Source organism: Mycobacterium sp. NGS59, assembly GCF_059812345.1.
The window spans coordinates 1-17,413 of record NZ_JCALCN010000001.1 but is presented as its reverse complement, the minus strand read 5'-3'; the positions used below and the strand labels follow the sequence as shown (position 1 = coordinate 17,413).

Genomic DNA, 17,413 nt, shown 5'->3' with positions numbered 1-17,413 from the left:
TAAAACCTAATATTTGTTCAGACCCTAGTCCGGGCGGTTTGTAGCGTCAATTGCGGGATTGGTCCGTGTCGCCCAGATAGACCTCGATCATCTCGGCCAGCGCCCGCCCCACCGCCACGTCGTCGGTGAGCGGTCCGGCGATCGCCGCCAGTGCCGCCTCCGACATGGTCAGACCCTCGGCGACCAGCCGGCCCGCCGCGATCAGCACCCGCGTCGAGGCGACCTCGCGCAGGCCGCCGGTCTCCAACCGACGGATAGCCTGCCCGAAACGCACCAGATCGGCCGCCGTGCCGGCATCCACCCCGGCCTCGTGCGCGATAATTCTCTCTTCGACTTCCGGTGTGGGAAAGTCGAATTCGATGGCCACCATGCGTTGGCGCGTCGAGTCCTTGAGGTCTTTGAGCACACTCTGATAGCCGGGGTTGTAGGACACCACCAGGCCGAATCCGGGTGCCGCGTCCAGGGTTTCACCGAGCCGCTCGATGGGCAACTGTCGCCGGTGATCGGCGAGCGGATGCAGCACCACGGTGGTGTCCTGCCGGGCTTCCACCACCTCGTCCAGATAGCAGATCGCGCCTTCGCGCACCGCGCGGGTCAGCGGACCGTCCACCCACACCGTCTCGTCACCACGCAGCAGATACCGGCCGACGAGGTCCGCGGTGGTCAGGTCGTCGTGGCAGGCGACGGTGATCAGCGGCCTACCCAGGTCGTGCGCCATGGCCTCGACGAACCGCGTCTTGCCGCAGCCCGTCGGCCCCTTGAGGACCAGCGCCAGGCCTTGCCGGTAGGCCGCCTTGAAGACGGCCTCCTCGCGGCCGACCGCTTGATAGTAGGGCCGCAAGTCATCCACCTCGGGGGTCGCGCCGTTTCGGTAAGCGAGTCCGGACTCGTTTGACATGTCTTCCTTTCCGCCACCGTGGCTTGAGCTTAGCCGGAACAGATGTTTGTTTCAAGCGGACAGCCGGGGTGTCCCCAGCGGCCCGGGAGACTCACGAACTCCGTTCTGCTCCATGCGATTAGGAAACCCGCCGACGCACCTCAGCCGAGCGCAACGCGGACCGGAACAGCGGACCGATCACGCCGGCGAGTTGGTCCGGGCGGCCGATGGTCGCGTGCGCGGTCCTGCCGAAGACGCGACGCAGCGACTCCACGTCGGTCCCCGCGCCGATGGTCAGGCACACGCATCCGGTACCGCGGCGGCGGGCTTCGGACAGCGCACGGCGCGCGTCCGCGGCCCCGTAAGCACGTTCGTACCCGTGGTCGTAGGCCAACCCGTCGGACAGCACCACCAACAACCGCCGGGCCGTGCCGCCGCGCGCCTCCAGGACGGTCGAACCGTGCCGGACCGCCGCCCCCAGCCGCGAATACGCCCCGGGCTCCAAGCTGTTGAGGCGGCGCATGATCCGGGTGTCGAAATGGTCGTCGAACCGTTTGACGGGCACCATGCTCACCGCGCCCCGGCCCTGCGAGTAATACGCGTACAGCGCCACCCGGTCCCCCAGGTCGTGCAACGCGACGGCCAGGTTGGCGACCGCCGCGCGCTGTTGTTCGTGCACCGTGCGCCCGGCCGTGCCCGGTTCGGCCGTCGACCCGGAAACGTCGAGCAGCAGCAGCACCGAAAGGTCGCGCCTGCGTCGCAGGCTGTCCAGATACACCGCCTCGTCGGGCGCCGAACCCGACCGCACCTCTACCCGGGCTTCCACCGCGGCGTCGATGTCGATGTCGTCGCCTTGGGGTTGGCGGTGGCGCCGGTGCAACCCCATGCCCAGCCGGGACAGCGGGCGCCGCACGCCGATCGCGTCGTCGATGGCCTGGGTGGCCGACGGTTTGATCTTCGGTTGGATCTCGCGCACGGTGCACCATCCGGGGCGGTAGCGCTTGTTCCCCGCGTCCCATTCCGGGTACCGCGCGCCGTCGGCTTGCGCATCGTGGATCCGGTCTTCCTCGCTGGACGTCGACGCCAGCGACGACACCGCATGCGCACCACGCTTTCCGGAGTTGGTGCGGTGCGTCGGTGTGTCCGCGCCGGGCGGACCGCCGCCACTACCGGTCTTGCGCGCCGACGACAGCATCTTCTTGAGCCATTTGCCGATGAACCCACCCCCGCCCACCGGGCTGGTGAACATATCCGGATCGTCGGAATCGTCGATCTCGTCATCGTCCAGTTCCTCGAGCCGGTCCGGCTCCTGAGCCTTGCGGTCCCGCGGCACATGCTTGGGGTCCGCTTGATCCTGTTGCTCTGCCCGCCGGGTGTTGGCGGCCAGCACCTTGGCCGCGCGAATCACGCCGAAGGCCGGGCCCGGATCGTCGATTGCGGTCCGCCCCTCGGCGATTCGCAGCGACGCCATCGGTGAGTCGCTGAGGGCGGCGATGTCGCGGTTGCCCAACGACACCAACGGATTCGGCAACAGGTCCCGGTTGGCGCACAGCGCGCGGTGCGCTTCGATCGCCAGGTAGCGACCGGCCAGCTTGCGGTGCCGGACCAGCGGACGCACCACGTCGGGTTCGAGGCTGCCGGCTGCGATCAGCGAGGCCTGCACCGCGACCGCCTCGCGCTGGTAGCGCCGGCCGCCGGACGGATCGAGATAGATCGTCTGGCCGTCGGTCCACGGTGCTTCACCGGGCTGCAGTGCGGCAACCGCCATCGGCCGCCCGGCCAGCGCGGAAGCAAGCATGCCCAGACCCTGGTGGTGGCCCTGGTGATCAGGGGTGTCGCCGACCACGCCCCTCCTTCGTTGACCAAATATCTGTTCCACCGTAGAGTCCGGTCCGATTGCAGTCAACCGAGAGGATCCGGTGCATGACCACGGACAGCGAACTGCGAGAACAGATCCGGCGCCGGACCGACCGCGCGGAGACCCACGACTGCATGCGGTCCCCGGTGGCCGGGACGCGTACGGCACGGCACGGCACCGACGGCCCCTCTTACCACCGGCCGTTGACGGCGTCGCGCTGATTGACCAAATATCTGTTCCAACGTAGAGTGCGGCTTGGTCGCAGACAATTGCCCGAGGTCGAATAACAAACGTGGACTTCTCATACCCGGTGGAAGTGGAGCGCTTCCGCGATGAGTTGCGCGCCTGGCTGTCGACCAATCTGACCGATGAACTCCGGGCCGCGCGAAGGCCGTCGGGCCGTGACGACGCGGTGTTCGAGAAGCTGCGCGCGTGGGACGCAACCGCTGCGGATGCGGGCTGGGGCGCGGTCTCCTGGCCCACCGAATACGGCGGTCGCGGTGCCACGGTGCTCGAACAACTGGTCTACACCGAAGAAACCACGCGCCAGCGAGCCCCGTTGCCGCTGAACGTGATCGGGATGAACAACATCGCCCCCGCGATCATGCAGTACGGCACCGAAGAGCAGAAGACGACGCTGCTGCCGCGGATGATGCGCGCCGACGACATCTGGTGCCAGGGCATGTCGGAACCCGAGGCCGGATCCGATCTGGCCGCACTACGCACTCGGGCGGTGCGCGACGGCGAACACTTCGTGGTCACCGGGCAGAAAATCTGGACTTCGTTGGGCCACAAGGCGAACTGGTGCCAACTGTATGTCCGAACCGACCCGGAAGCCCCGAAACACCAGGGCATCTCCTGCCTGATCGTGGACATGAGCCTGCCCGGCATCGAGGCCCGCCCCCTGGCGACCCTGAACGGCGACACGGATTTCGCCGAGGTGTTCTTCAACGAGGTGCGGATACCGGCCGATGCGCTGCTCGGTCCGCTCAATGCGGGGTGGCAGGTCGCCACCACCACGTTGAGTCACGAGCGTGCCGGGGCCGCACGGTTGTACGCCGAAATGCACGTGCGGCTGGACGAACTCGTGGCCGACTTGACGGCCGTGGACGGCGCGCTTGAGGACCCGGTGGTGCTGCGCCGACTGGGCGAGCTCAGTGTGCGCATCAAGTATCTGGAAGTGTTGTGTCAGCGCGCCATTTCGGCGACGTTGCACGGCGGCGACCCGCTCGGGTCGGCCAGCCTGGCCAAGACCGTGTGGGGCGAGATCGGCCAGGACCTGGCCGCGCTGGCGTTCGACGTGCTGGGCACGCAGGGGCACTGGGCCGACTACCGGTTGTCGTCGCGGTCCTTGACCATCGCCGGAGGCACCAGTCAGATCAACAAGAACATCACCGCACAGCGAGTGCTGGGGCTGCCGCGCAAATGAACCTGGAACTGACCGAAGAGCAGCTCGCCCTGCGCGACACGGTGCGACGGTTTCTCGCTGAGCGGGCCTCGATTTCGGAGCACGTGCGTCCGTTGCTCGACGATCCGTCCGGCCTGACGGACGTGGTGTGGCGCGGACTGGCCGGCCTCGGGGCGACCGGCCTGCTGGTGCCCGATCGATACGGCGGCGCCGGCCTGGGGATGGTCGAGGCCGGCATCGTCGCCGAAGAACTCGGCGCCGCGCTGCACCCCGGCCCCTGGCTGTCCACCGCCGTCGCGGCCGCCCGCCTCCTGGACCGCCTCGGCGGTGACGCTGCCGGGCCGATCCTCACCGGGATCGCCAACGGCACCACCGTTGCCAGCGTCGCCTTTTTGCGCGAGCAGACGCAAAAGCCCCTCATTTCGTCCCGAAATGGGGGCTTTTGCGTCTGCTCACCACCCGTGGCCATCCCGGACGCGGGCGCGGCCGACGTGCTGCTGATCCTGGCCGAAAACGACGACGGCATCGGGGTTTTCGCCATCGACACCGGCGATCCCGGTGTCGTGGTGACGCCCGAACGCGGTATCGACCAGACGCGCAAGCAATTTCGGGTCGAATTGCGCGACGCCGAGGCACGACGGCTGGGCACGCTGGAGCCTTATGCCGTCGCCGCAGTCGAGGATGACGTACTCATCGCGATGGCCGCCGACGCTCTCGGGGCCGCGCAGGCGGTGCTGGACATGGCCGTCGAATACGCCAAGACGCGAAGGCAATTCGGTCAACCGATCGGGTCGTTCCAGGCTGTGCAGCACTTGTGTGTCGACATGTACGAGACGGTCGAGTTGGCCCGCAGCGGGGTGATCCACGCTCTGTGGGCGGCCGACGCATGCCCGCCCGAGCGGCACGCGGCGGCACTGCGGGCCAAGGCATTCGCCGGGCGGTTGGCCACCGTCGGTGACACCGCAATCCAGGTTTTCGGCGGCATCGGTTTCACCTGGGAACACGACGCGCACCTCTACCTCAAGAGATTGCTGAGTTGGAGCGCGTTCAACGGCGCACCCGACCGCTATCTCACCGAAATCGGGAAGCTCCTATCCAAGAAGGAGGCCAGATGATCGACTTCACCGGCCAGGTGGCGATCGTCACCGGAGCCGGCCGCGGCCTGGGCCGCTTGTACGCGCTGGAGTTGGCTCGCCGGGGCGCCGCCGTCGTCGTCAACGACCTCGGCGGAACCATGCACGGCGAAGGCTCCGATACCACCGTCGCCGACGAGGTCGTCGCCGAGATCAAGGCGGCCGGCGGAACAGCGGTGGCCTCGCATCACTCGGTGGCCAGCGCCGAAGGCGGCGAGGCGATCGTGGCGGCTGCCGTAGAGAATTTCGGCCGGCTCGACGCGGTGGTGAGCAACGCCGGCATCTTCGGCAGCGTTGCCTTCGACGAACTGTCCACCGACGATTGGCGTCGCATGCTCACCGTGCACCTCGACGGCGGGTTCTATCTGAGTCAGCCCGCCTACCGGTTGATGAAAGCGCAGAAGTACGGCCGGTTCGTGTTCGTCTCCTCCTCGGCCGGCATGTTCGGGCAGCCGCTGGAAGCCCACTACGCCGCGGCCAAATCCGGGCTGGTGGGGCTTTCTAACGTCATCGCGATCGAGGGCTCCGAACACGGCATCCAGTCCAATACCGTACTGCCGTTCGGGTTTTCGCGCATGGTGACCGAAACCGTCGGTGACCCGAAGGTGCTGGAAGAGATCGGTTTCCTCAGTGCGATCAAGCCCGAGCTGGTGGTGCCGATCGTCGCATTCCTGGCTAGCCGCGACTGCGGGTTCACCCACCACAACTATTCGGCCTGCGCGGGACGTTTCGCCCGGGTCTTTGTGGGTCTGGGCCAGGGCTGGTTCGCCGAATCCGGCAGCGAGCCCACTGCGGACGACGTGCTGGCTCATCTGTCCGAGATCTCGGCGACCGAGCCCTTCACCGTGCCCGGCTCGATCTTCGAGGAAGTGTTCGGCGTGGCCGCACAACTGGGCGTCGGCACCGGCTGATCATGGACATCCCCTACCTGCTGAACGCCACCCGGTCGGCCCGCAAGTCGCTCGATCTGGACGCGCCGGTCGAGCCAGCCGAGATCCGCGACTGTCTGCAGATCGGGCTGCAGGCGGCCAACGGTTCCAATCAACAGAACTGGCGATGGTTGGTGATCACCGACCCACAGTTGCGCGAGCAGATCGCGCGGCTCTACCGCGAGGCGTATCTGCGCCGGGTAGGCGGTCAATTGCTCGCCGGGTTCCTGCCGGCCGGCACCCCGGAGAGCCGGTTGATGTCGTCGACGGAGTGGTTGGTCGAGAACATGTCGCGGGTGCCGGTGCTGGTCATCCCCTGCTATCAGCCGTATTTGCCTCGCATCGAGGGCGACGAGTCGTTCCATCTGGCCACGCTGTACGGCTCGATCTTCCCGGCCGTGTGGAACTTTCAGCTGGCCTTGCACACCCGCGGCTACGGCACCTGTATCACCACCCTGCACCTGCATCACGAGGCCGCCGTGGCCGAACTGCTCGGCATCCCCCCGGACTACGTCCAGGGCTGCCTGCTGCCCGTGGGCCGGCTGCGCGCCGGACACACATTTCGGCCGGCTCCGCGGGCGTCCGTCGAGCACGTGGTCGCGCTGGACCACTGGACCGGCCCACCCATCTAGGATGGGGTCGTCGATGCGGAGCAGGTCGCTCAGCAGCGCGTTTGCCGCAGCCAATCTGATAACCTCTAACAAAGATTTGGTTCGGCAGGAGGACGGATTTCCGATGGTTTCCGCACTGCGATCCGCCCGGTCGTTCGAAGCGCCGTTCAGCGGGCCATGACTGACAGCGCCATCGAAACCGGTACCCGCCGCGCCGAGATCCTCGAAACCGCCGCGTCCCTGATCGCCTCCTCCGGACTGCGAACTTCGTTGCAGGAGATCGCCGATGCGGCAGGGATCCTTCCCGGCAGCCTGTACCACCATTTCGAATCGAAAGAAGCGATCCTGGTCGAATTGATCCGCCGCTATCAGGCCGACCTGGAACGCATCGGGCAAAGCGCCCAAACGAAATTGGACGAGGCCGACTCGCGACCCGCCGCCGGGAAGATCGTCGAATTGGGCCAGGCGATCGCCAACTGCGCTGTGCGGCACCGCGCCGCGCTGCAGATGTCGTTCTACGAGGGCCCGAGCGCGGACCCCGAGCTGATGAAGCTGACGCGGCAGCGGCCGGTCGCGATCCAGGAGGCGATGCTGCAGACCCTGCGGGCCGCCAGGTGGAGCGGCGACATCAATGCCGACGTCGATCTTCCCACGTTGGCCGACCGGATCTGCCAGACCATGCTGCAGGTCGGCCTCGACGTCATGCGGCACAATTCCTCCGCCGATCAGGTCGCAGCGCTGCTGTGCCGGATAATATTGCAGGGCTTGGCATCTCGTCCTCCTGACGATGGTCCGCTGGACCGCTCGACGGCTTTCACCGCGGCCAGCGACGTCATCGACACGTGGGCCGACGACAGCGAAGCCGACCCCCGTGACAAGGCCGCCCAACTGCGTGCGGTCGCACGAACGGAGTTCGGCCGCAAGGGATACGAAGTCACCACCGTCCGCGACATCGCCGCCGCGGCCGGACTGGGCACCGGAACCGTCTATCGCGTCATCGGGTCCAAGGACGAACTGCTGGCGTCGATCATGCGGTCGTTCGGCCAGAAGGTGGAGGCCGGGTGGATCGCCGTGCTGCGCGCCCAGGCGAGTCCCGTGGCGAAGCTGGACGCGCTGAGTTGGGTCAACGTCAATGCGCTGGACCAGTTTTCCGACGAGTTCCGGATCCAGCTCGCCTGGATGCGCCAGTCCCCGCCCCGGGATGCGGTGAACCCGGGCTGGTCGTACACGACGCGGTTGCGTCAGATGAAATCGCTGCTCTCCGAAGGGACTCGGTCCGGCGAGATCGCTATCGACTCGCCGTCGACCACGATGCTGGCCCGCTGCGTCATCGGCATGCAGTGGATTCCGGAGAACATCCTGCGCGACATCGGCACCCGGGCCTCGCTCATCCTGGCCCGCGACACCGTCCTGCGCGGTGTCGCCGTTCGCGGCAAGTGACGATCCGTTCCGAGCTGTAGCGTCGAATCATGGCGAACATCATCGTGATCGGCGGCCACGGCAAAGTCGCCCTACACCTGGCCCGCATCTTGAGTGACCGCGGCGACGCCGTGACCTCGGTATTCCGCAATCCCGACCACACCGACGACGTCGCTGCGACCGGCGCGAAGCCTGCCGTCGCCGACATCGAGCGTCTCGACACCGACGCGCTGGCCGACCTGCTGTCCGGACACGACGCCGTCGTCTTCTCGGCCGGGGCCGGTGGCGGCGACCCGGCGCGAACCTACGCGGTGGACCGCGACGCCGCCATCCGGGTGATCGATGCGGCCAGCCAGGCCGGCGTGCCGCGGTTCGTGATGGTGTCGTATTTCGGCGCCGGCCCCGATCACGGTGTGCCCGCCGATGATTCGTTCTTCGCCTACGCAGAAGCCAAGGCGGCCGCCGATGAACACCTACGTGCCAGTGCTCTCGACTGGACCGTGCTGGGGCCGGGCCGGCTCACGCTGGACCCGGCGACCGGCCGGATTGCGGTGGGCGAAGCGAAGGGCGCGGTTTCCCGCGAAGATGTCGCGCTGGTGGCGGCGGCCGTGTTGCCGGACGACTCGACCGTCGGCCGCACCATCGAATTCAACAACGGCGATGTGCCCATCGCGGACGCACTGACCGCGGCCGGGGAGTCGAGCTAACGCTCTACGGGCTGTTGTATCGACTCGAGACCGCGCAGCGACACGAGGCGCAGACATGCCTAGTAACATCTACCGTGCAGCTGGTCTGTTGTCGTCGCACCATGTGACGCCGGCATCGAGCGGGGCGACTTTTGCCCCGCGAGAGGGAACCCGGTGGGAATCCGGGACTGTCCCGCAGCGGTATGCAGGAACGAACGCCGTTTTCGACAAGCACTGGTCCCGAACGTGGGGGCTGGGAAGCGACGGTCACTAGGAGCACCACCTCGGTGCGCGCCTGCGAGTCCGAAGACCTGCCAGCTGTGCCGGGCGCGCCGCGTCCGGCGGTTCATCGCCTCGTGGAATGGGCGTTTGGCCGCACCCGTTGAGGTGTATGCGACTGACGACAGTCCGACACGCCCAACGGACGGCTGCGCGTCCGCGGGCGGTGTCCACTCCGTCGATCGAAGGACGAACCCGCTCGTGAACGCCACACCATTCACCGCCACCATCACCGGCTGCCCCCGCATCGGTCCGCGCCGCGAACTCAAACGCGCGACCGAAGGCTACTGGGCCGGACGTACCAGCCGAGCCGACCTGGAGTCCGTCGCCGCCTCGCTGCGCCGCGACACCTGGTCGGACCTGGCCGCAGCCGGCCTGGACTCGGTGCCCGTGAATACCTTCTCCTACTACGACCAGATGCTCGACACCGCGGTACTGCTCGGGGCCCTGCCGCCACGGGTAGGTGACGTTCCCGACGAACTTGACCGCTACTTCGCCGCGGCGCGCGGCAATGACGAGATCTCGCCGTTGGAGATGACGAAGTGGTTCGACACCAACTACCACTACCTGGTTCCCGAGATCGGGCCGTCCACCCGGTTCGCGCTGAACCCCGACAAGGTGCTCTCGGAGCTCAAAGAGGCTCAGGCCCTGGGGATTCCCGCCCGTCCCGTGGTCATCGGGCCGGTGACGTTCCTGCTGCTGGCCAAGTCCGTGGACGGCGGCGGCGCACCGATCGAGCGCCTCGAGGAATTGCTGCCGGTCTACACCGAGCTGCTGTCGCTGATCGCCGACGGCGGTGCTCGGTGGGTCCAACTCGACGAGCCCGCCCTGGTCACCGATATCTCCCCCGACGCACCCGCGCTGGCCGAGGCCGTCTACACCGCGTTGTGCGCGGCAAGCAATCGACCCGCCATTCATGTCGCCACCTATTTCGGCGACCCGGGTGCCGCCCTGGCGGGCCTGGCCCGCACCCAGGTTGAGGCGATCGGTATCGACCTGGTCGCCGGTGCGGGCACAGCGGTCGCGGCCGTTCCGGATCTGGCCGGCAAGACGGTGGTGGCCGGTGTCGTGGACGGACGCAACATCTGGCGCACCGACCTGGAAGCGGCGCTGGGCAAGTTGACGACTTTGCGCAATTCGGCTGCGGCAGTGGCGGTTTCGACGTCGTGCTCGACCATGCACGTGCCGTACTCGCTCAAACCGGAGACCGGGCTGGACGAGAACCTGCGCAGCTGGCTGGCTTTCGGCCGCGAGAAAGTGGATGAAGTGGTCGTGTTGGCCCGCGCGCTGCGCGACGGGCGCGAGACGGTCGCCGACGAAATCGCGGCATCCAACGCCGCGGTGGCCGACCGCAAGCGCGATCCGCGGCTGCACAACGCCGAGGTCCGGGCCCGGATCGATTCGATCGTGGCCTCCGGCGCGCATCGCGGTGACCCGGCCGAGCGTCGCGCCAGCCAGGAGGCGCGGCTGCATCTGCCGGCCCTGCCCACCACGACGATCGGCTCCTACCCGCAGACTTCGGCGATCAGGGTCGCCCGGGCGGCGTTGCGCGCCGGCGAGATCGACCAGGACGAATACGAGCGCCGGATGAAGGCCGAGATCGCCGACGTCGTCAAGCTGCAGGAGCAACTCGGGCTCGATGTGCTGGTACACGGGGAGCCCGAGCGCAACGACATGGTGCAGTACTTCGCCGAGCAACTGGACGGCTTTTTCGCCACCCAGAACGGCTGGGTGCAGTCCTACGGCAGCCGGTGTGTCCGTCCGCCTATCCTCTACGGCGACGTGTCCCGGCCGCAGCCGATGACGGTCGACTGGATCAGCTATGCGCAGTCGCTGACCGACAAGCCGGTGAAGGGGATGCTGACCGGTCCGGTGACCATCCTGGCGTGGTCGTTCGTCCGTGACGACCAGCCGCTGGCCGACACCGCAATCCAAGTGGCACTGGCGATTCGGGACGAGACGGTGGACCTGCAGTCGGCCGGGATCGCGGTGATCCAGGTCGACGAGCCGGCGCTGCGGGAGCTGCTGCCGTTGCGCCGCGCCGAGCAGGACGAGTATCTGACGTGGGCGGTGGGAGCTTTCCGGTTGGCCACCTCCGGTGTCGCCGACTCGACCCAGATTCACACCCACCTGTGCTATTCGGAGTTCGGCGAAGTGATCGGCGCGATCGCCGACCTGGACGCCGACGTCACCTCGATCGAAGCGGCCCGCTCGCACATGGAGGTGCTCGACGATCTCAACGCGATCGGCTTCTCCAACAGCGTCGGGCCGGGGGTCTACGACATCCATTCACCGCGGGTGCCGAGCACTTCGGAGCTGGCCGAGTCGTTGCGGGAGGCGCTCAAAGCCGTTCCCTCGCGGCGCCTTTGGGTCAATCCCGACTGCGGGCTCAAGACCCGCAATGTGGACGAGGTGACCGCGTCGCTGGAGCACATGGTGGCCGCCGCCAAACAGGTCCGCGCGGGGCTCTAGTTCCTTGCGCGAGCAGACGCAGAATCGCGTTCCGCCGGGGCGAAACATGCGATTCTGCGTCTGCTCGCGCTACTCGGGCGACTCGCGCGGCTCGGGCGACTCGCGCGGCTCGGGCGGCTCGAACAGCACCTGGACCGGCACGTCGTCGGCCCAGGGCTGGCGGGTCACCATGTCGGCGACCCGGACGTAGCCGCGCTCGAATTCGCCTGTGGCAGCGTCGTATAACCGATAACGCTGGGTCTGCCGGTGGATCGGCTGCGCGTCGAGCAGCACCACCCGCACCTCGCCGGGCTCGAACTGGCAGCGTCGCTGCATCGCCTGGATCAGCTGCTCGTTGTGCATATGGCCGTCGCCGAAGTTCCAGCCGATCGCGGTGCTGCAGATCCGTTCCCCGTCGGTGATGACGTAGTCCTCCTCGTTCTGCCCGGCCATCGCGCGGTGCGCCAAGGTGAACAGCGCGCGGCCGTGCGTGTTGAAGCCGCGGAACGCATATCCCATGTAGATCGGGATCTGCGCGGCCTCCGGACTGCCGTAGAACCGCTCCAGCTGAGCCTGCGGCATGCTGGCGATCGCGACGATGCCGCGCGAAATCTTGTCGCTCGCCGAAGGTTTGATGCACCACAACGTGGTGTCCCAGTTCCCGGCGTAGTACCGCATCCCCGGCAGGAAGGAGATCTTGCGCGGGAACAGGTTTCCGGCGATCACGGTCCCCACCAGCACGGCGAACAGAAGCGCCACCAGGACAGGGTGTCTGACATCATCGAGACCGAGCGTCGGATGGCCGACGAACAGCGTCAGCACCCCGAAGATCATGAAGACGTTCCACTCCAGCGGGACACCCATCGGGATCGCGGACAGGATCCCCAAGTGGAAGATCCCCATGGCGATGGCGGCGACTTTGAGTTGCCAGCCTCCCTCGGCGAAGAACAGCGCCACCGGCACGAACATCTCGATGAACGTGCTGGCGTGGGCCAACATGCGCGACAAACGTCCGGGCCGCAGGTCGTCGGGAAACTTCTCGAAGAAGCGCCGCTTGAGCCAACGGGTCCGGATCAGCGGGTTGTTGGACATCATCGTGGAGATGACGAACGGGAAGTGCTTGTTGAGCTTGGACGTGGCCGCGCCCATCCAGATCACCAGGAACACCAGCTTGGCGGCGACGATCATGTCGACACCGCCGAACAGGAAGGTCACCGTCAGCGACCCGTACACCTCGCCGCGGGCGGCCAGGAAGATCACCTTGTCGCGCAACCCGCACGCGCCCAGCACCAGCAGGATCGCCACGATCTGCCACGTCGGCAGCAGCCCGACCTTGCTGCCCACCTCCGGTATCGGTCCGCTGCCGTCGGTGAACAACGCGGTGACCAACAACAGCAGCAGCAGCGCGTACAGCGCGACGTCCAGCGGCTTGCGTTTGGTGCCGAAAGTCAGCGGAACGCGGTCCGGCCACGGTGGCAGGCGGATGGTGCCGAACCGCAGCCAGTACAGGATCGAGCCCAGCGGCGGGAAGAACCGGTTGTTCAGCGGCCCGAAGCCGCAGCCCAATCCGACCACCTCGAACAGCATCGTGTACAGCACGATCTTCTCGAAGACGATGGGTTCGGCGTACCAGGCGCGGACATTGGTGAACCCGTCAATTCCTTTGGTGCTCAACACGATCAGCCAGCCGACCAAGATATAGAGCAGGATCTTGACCACATAGAACAGGTGCAGCACGACCGGCGTGCCGAAGCCGACCTCGGCCCAGTGCCGGGCCATCGGGCGGATCCGCTCGCTACGGGTGCCCTTGCTCCATTCGGCGAAGTCGACTTCCGGAAGTTGGGGCTTGAGAAATCCCATGGTTTGACACATTAGAACGTGTTCTAGCGCTGCGGGACCTCACGGCGCTCCCGGCGGGAGGAAGGGCAGCCCCGGCGGGCAGCCGTGCCGGGCGAGTTCGAGGACGGCGTCGACGTCGAGGTGGCGTTCGACGAGATCGCCGAGCAGGTCGAGACGGCGCTCGCGGGCGGCCGAAAAGCACATGCCCGACGGGTCGAGGCCCAGCGCTTCGCGCAGGAACGCCGCGCGCAGGTGGTCGTCTTCCAGGGCGCCGTGCCACATCGTGCCGAACACCTGTGCGTCACGCGCACCGCCGAGGAACTCCGCCACATCCGCGCCGCGGGTGATCCTGCCGTGGTGAATCTCGTATCCGGACGCGGCCACGCCCAGCGCCTCGCCTTGCGGCCGTCGCAGCACTTTGCGGGCGTCGAACGTGGTCTCCACGTCGAGCAGACCCAGCCCCGCGACCTCGGTTGCCGGTGGACCTTCGACGCCGTCCGGGTCGCGGATCACCCGTCCCAGCATCTGGAAACCGCCGCAGATGCCGAGCACGGGCTTACCCGCCGCCGCGTGCGCTGACACCGCCCGGTCCAGGCCCCTGTCCCGCAGCCACGCCAGATCGGCAACCGTCGAGCGGGTGCCCGGCAGCACGATCAGGTCCGCATCGCCCAGAGCACGGCCGTCGGAGACGAACACGATATCCAATCCGGGCTCCAGGCCCAGCGCGTCCACGTCGGTGAAGTTGCTGATTCGGGGTAGTCGCACGACGGCCACGCGGCACGCCGCCGGACCCGACGCGCGTCGGCCCGCCAGGTCGAGTGCGTCTTCGGAGTCCAGCCACAGGTCGGGATGCCACGGCACGGTGCCGTACACCCTGCGCCCGGTGACCCGTTCCAGATCCCGCAGCCCCGGCGCCAGCAGGTCGAGGTCGCCGCGGAACTTGTTCACCGCGAACCCCGCGACCAGCGCCTGGTCCTGGGCGGACAGCAGCGCGACGGTGCCCAGGAACGCCGCGAACACGCCGCCGTGGTCGATGTCGCCGACCACGAGGGTCGGCAGCCCCGCGTGCCGGGCCAACCCCATGTTGACGTAATCGCCTGCGCGCAAGTTGATTTCGGCCGGACTGCCGGCACCTTCGGCAATGACGACGTCGTAGCGGCCGGCGAGGTCGTCGAAGGCCCGGTGCGCCGCCTCGGCCAGCGCGCGCCGTCCTTGCAACCAGTCCGACGACTCCAGCGCACCCCAGGGCTGCCCCAGCAACACCACGTGGCTGCGGTGATCGCTACCCGGCTTGAGCAGGACGGGGTTCATCGCCGGCTCGGGCGTGACCCGCGCCGCCAGGGCCTGCACCCATTGCGCCCGGCCGATCTCCGCACCCGCACCGTCCGGGCCGGTGCAGACCATCGAGTTGTTGGACATGTTCTGCGCCTTGAACGGCGCCACCCGCACCCCGCGTCGGGTCAACGCGCGGCACAATCCCGCGGTGACGGTGCTTTTTCCGGCGTCACTCGTCGTACCCGCCACCAGCAGACCTGACATCAGCACGAGCATGCCACTGTCACCGAATGTGCTCCTGACCACTGCTTGACGACTGGTCCGAAGGCGGCGGTGTCGAGTAACCTTGAGCCCGCAACTGGTTTGCTGGTGACATCGTGACCGTCGCCGGCGTCGAGGGGCCGAACGCTTATCCAGGTTCGCCCCGAGAGGGAACCCGGTGGGAATCCGGGACTGTCCCGCAGCGGTATGCAGGAACGACCGCCGTCAGGCGCACTGGCCCACAGTCCGGGCTGGGAAGCGACGGCCAGTAGGTACATCGATCAGTCGGTGTGTGCCTGTGAGTCCGAAGACCTGCCAGCTGCGCCGGACGCGTCGTGTCCGGCGCCCGGCGCCTCGTGGAGTGGGCGGACGGTCTTTGCTGGAACACAATCGTTCCGGGACTGGACGTTCCGAGGATGGCGGCGGGCATCCCGCCGCACCAAAGGAACCGTCGATGACCGCCCCGATCTGGCTGGCTTCGCCGCCGGAACTGCATTCGGCGCTGCTGAGCAGTGGCCCCGGGCCAGGCCCACTGCAGGCGTCCGCGGCCGAATGGACTTCGCTGAGCGTCACCTACGCCGAGGTCGCCGACGAGTTGTCCGCCCTGCTCGGCGGTGTCCAGGCCGGCGCCTGGGCAGGTCCGACCGCGGCAGCGTACGCAGCCGCTCACGTGCCGTATCTCGCGTGGCTGCGGCAAGCCTCGGCAGATTCCGCTATGTTCGCGGCTCGCCAGGAAGCCGCGGTCGCGGCCTATGCGTCGGCACTGGCGACGATGCCGACTCTGGTCGAACTGGCTGCCAACCACGTCGCGCACGGCGTGCTGACGGCGACCAATTTCTTCGGCATCAACACCATCCCTATCGCGCTCAACGAAGCCGACTACGCGCGGATGTGGATCCAAGCCGCGACCGTGATGGGCACCTACGAGGCCGTCTCCGCCGCGGCGCTGGCAGGCATACCGCCTTCCGGACCGGCCCCGCAGGTCGTGAAATCCGAGGCGCCGGCCACCGCGGAAGCGGCGGCGGATCCGCTGCAGCAGTTCCAGCAGTGGGCGTGGCAGATATATACATCGTTCTACGACAACGTCATTCAGCCGTTCATCGATTCGACGACCACCATCCCGTTCTTCCAGGAGATGTTCGGGGGATTCAACCCCTACCTCATCATCCTGGGTAATCCGCTGACCTATTTCAGTCCGCTCAACATCGCGTTCGCCATCGGCTACCCGATGGACATCGGCACCTATGTGGTCCTGCTGTCGCAGATGTTCTCTTTTGTCGCACTCGATCTCGCTGCCGCGTTCGCTTCGGGCAACCCGTTGACCATCGGCTTCACCATCATGTTCGTCACCGTCGAGATCTTCGGCACGGTGATCACCGACACCATCGCATTGCTCAAGACGACGCTGGAAAGCACTCTCGCGCTGACGTTGACCCTGGTGCCGTTGCTGACCACCCCGTTGGTGCCGCTGGCCGCCGGTGCGGTACTGGCGCCGATCGGCGTCAAAGGGCTGCTGGCGCTGGCGGCGGCGCCTGCGCCGCCGGTGACCGGTGTACCTGGCGCACCCGCGCTGGCCGCGCTCGCGGCGAGCCCTTCGCCTTCCACGCCGAGCCCGGCACCGTCGCCCGTCGAGGTGACCGCGTCGGCCCCGACGCCGGGAACGCCGCCACCGACCGCCGCGCCGCCGACGACGACCGGCACTGGGGTGGGTGCGCACCTGAATGCGTTCGACTACCTGGTAGGCGACCTGGGTTCGACGGCCAAGCGGGTGGCCAGCGGTCGCGCCCGGAAGCCGGCGGCCGAACCCGACAGTGCCGAGATCCCGGCGCCCGCCCCCGCGCCGGAGGAGTTCGCGCCTGCACGCAAGCGGCGGCGCTCGAAGGCCGAAATGCTCGGCCGCGGTTACGAGTACGCCGACTTGGATGACGACGCGTTCAGCACCGTGGGCGTTTCCGAGAAGGGCGCGGGGACGCTGGGATTTGCCGGCGTCGGCCCCAAACGCGGCGCCGAAGCCGTAGGGTTGGTCACGCACGGGGGTGAGGGAACGGCTGTCCCGCTGATGCCCAGCATCTGGGAGGCAGACAAAGGAATCGGAAGCAAACTGCCGTAAGCGCACGCAAAGGGGATGTATCCCCCGATAATTGGAGAAATTGAGCGGAGGGGTGGGCGTCATGACGTTGCGAGTGGTTCCCGAGGGATTGGCCGGCGCCAGCGCCGCGGTGGAGGCGTTGACGGCGCGTCTGGCCGCCGCGCACGCCGCCGCGGCGCCGTTGATCACCGCGGTGGTGCCGCCGGCCGCGGACCCGGTGTCGCTGCAGACCGCCGCCGGGTTCAGTGCGCAGGGGCAGGAGCACGCCGCGGTGGCGGCCCAGGGTGTCGAAGAGCTG

General features: G+C 67.6%; 14 protein-coding genes and 2 riboswitches. Of the genes, 10 read left to right on the top strand and 4 right to left on the bottom strand.

From position 1 onward, the window contains the following. Positions 1–46 precede the first annotated feature (46 nt). Both AC5Y46_RS00070 and AC5Y46_RS00065 read right to left on the bottom strand, forming a co-directional pair. Positions 47–898: a CbbQ/NirQ/NorQ/GpvN family protein gene (locus AC5Y46_RS00070; protein ID WP_499941368.1), complete on the bottom strand. Its 852-nt coding sequence runs from the start codon at positions 896–898 to the stop codon at positions 47–49. Between the two features lie 118 nt (positions 899–1,016). Beyond that, entirely contained in the window at positions 1,017–2,675 is a 1,659-nt protein-coding gene (locus AC5Y46_RS00065; RefSeq protein ID WP_499941426.1) for a nitric oxide reductase activation protein NorD, read from the bottom strand. A 125-nt stretch (positions 2,676–2,800) separates the two neighbouring features. Between AC5Y46_RS00065 and AC5Y46_RS00060 the strand changes: the two genes are divergently transcribed. From AC5Y46_RS00060 to metE, 8 genes are all read left to right on the top strand, one after another. Then, positions 2,801–2,956, top strand: a complete 156-nt coding sequence (locus tag AC5Y46_RS00060; protein WP_499941370.1) for a hypothetical protein — start codon at positions 2,801–2,803, stop codon at positions 2,954–2,956. 71 nt (positions 2,957–3,027) lie between these two features. After that, on the top strand, positions 3,028–4,164 hold the full coding sequence (locus AC5Y46_RS00055; RefSeq protein ID WP_499941372.1) for an acyl-CoA dehydrogenase family protein: 1,137 nt from the start codon (positions 3,028–3,030) through the stop codon (positions 4,162–4,164). Further along, positions 4,161–5,258 (top strand): acyl-CoA dehydrogenase family protein, encoded by a 1,098-nt coding sequence (locus tag AC5Y46_RS00050; protein WP_499989736.1) that lies wholly within the window; start codon positions 4,161–4,163, stop codon positions 5,256–5,258. Before AC5Y46_RS00055 ends, AC5Y46_RS00050 begins: the two co-directional genes overlap by 4 nt. Beyond that, on the top strand, positions 5,255–6,187 hold the full coding sequence (locus AC5Y46_RS00045; protein WP_499944811.1) for an SDR family NAD(P)-dependent oxidoreductase: 933 nt from the start codon (positions 5,255–5,257) through the stop codon (positions 6,185–6,187). The genes AC5Y46_RS00050 and AC5Y46_RS00045 overlap by 4 nt, the downstream gene beginning before the upstream one ends. Before the next feature lie 2 nt (positions 6,188–6,189). Beyond that, a complete protein-coding gene (locus AC5Y46_RS00040) occupies positions 6,190–6,837 on the top strand; it encodes a nitroreductase family protein (RefSeq protein ID WP_499944810.1) in 648 nt (215 codons plus the stop codon). A 156-nt stretch (positions 6,838–6,993) separates the two neighbouring features. Further along, positions 6,994–8,256 (top strand): TetR/AcrR family transcriptional regulator, encoded by a 1,263-nt coding sequence (locus tag AC5Y46_RS00035; RefSeq protein WP_499944809.1) that lies wholly within the window; start codon positions 6,994–6,996, stop codon positions 8,254–8,256. 29 nt (positions 8,257–8,285) lie between these two features. Continuing rightward, a complete protein-coding gene (locus AC5Y46_RS00030) occupies positions 8,286–8,942 on the top strand; it encodes an SDR family oxidoreductase (RefSeq protein ID WP_499944808.1) in 657 nt (218 codons plus the stop codon). Positions 8,943–9,006: 64 nt separating this feature from the next. Further along, positions 9,007–9,254: riboswitch (cobalamin riboswitch) on the top strand. A 147-nt stretch (positions 9,255–9,401) separates the two neighbouring features. Further along, on the top strand, positions 9,402–11,672 hold the full coding sequence (metE, locus tag AC5Y46_RS00025) for a 5-methyltetrahydropteroyltriglutamate--homocysteine S-methyltransferase (RefSeq protein ID WP_499989735.1): 2,271 nt from the start codon (positions 9,402–9,404) through the stop codon (positions 11,670–11,672). Between the two features lie 69 nt (positions 11,673–11,741). On the opposite strand, the gene AC5Y46_RS00020 is transcribed toward metE, so the two are convergent. Together AC5Y46_RS00020 and AC5Y46_RS00015 are read right to left on the bottom strand one after the other, a co-directional pair. Then, positions 11,742–13,511 (bottom strand): DUF3556 domain-containing protein, encoded by a 1,770-nt coding sequence (locus AC5Y46_RS00020; protein ID WP_499989734.1) that lies wholly within the window; start codon positions 13,509–13,511, stop codon positions 11,742–11,744. Between the two features lie 39 nt (positions 13,512–13,550). Continuing rightward, a complete protein-coding gene (locus AC5Y46_RS00015; protein WP_499944805.1) occupies positions 13,551–15,029 on the bottom strand; it encodes a cobyric acid synthase in 1,479 nt (492 codons plus the stop codon). Between the two features lie 107 nt (positions 15,030–15,136). Continuing rightward, positions 15,137–15,360: riboswitch (cobalamin riboswitch) on the top strand. Positions 15,361–15,480: 120 nt separating this feature from the next. On the opposite strand from AC5Y46_RS00015, the gene AC5Y46_RS00010 reads away from it, so the two are divergent. Next, positions 15,481–17,136: a PPE domain-containing protein gene (locus AC5Y46_RS00010; protein WP_499944804.1), complete on the top strand. Its 1,656-nt coding sequence runs from the start codon at positions 15,481–15,483 to the stop codon at positions 17,134–17,136. A gap of 61 nt (positions 17,137–17,197) precedes the next feature. Next, the coding region (locus AC5Y46_RS00005) for a PE family protein (RefSeq protein ID WP_499989733.1) at positions 17,198–17,413 on the top strand (216 nt) is incomplete at its 3' end.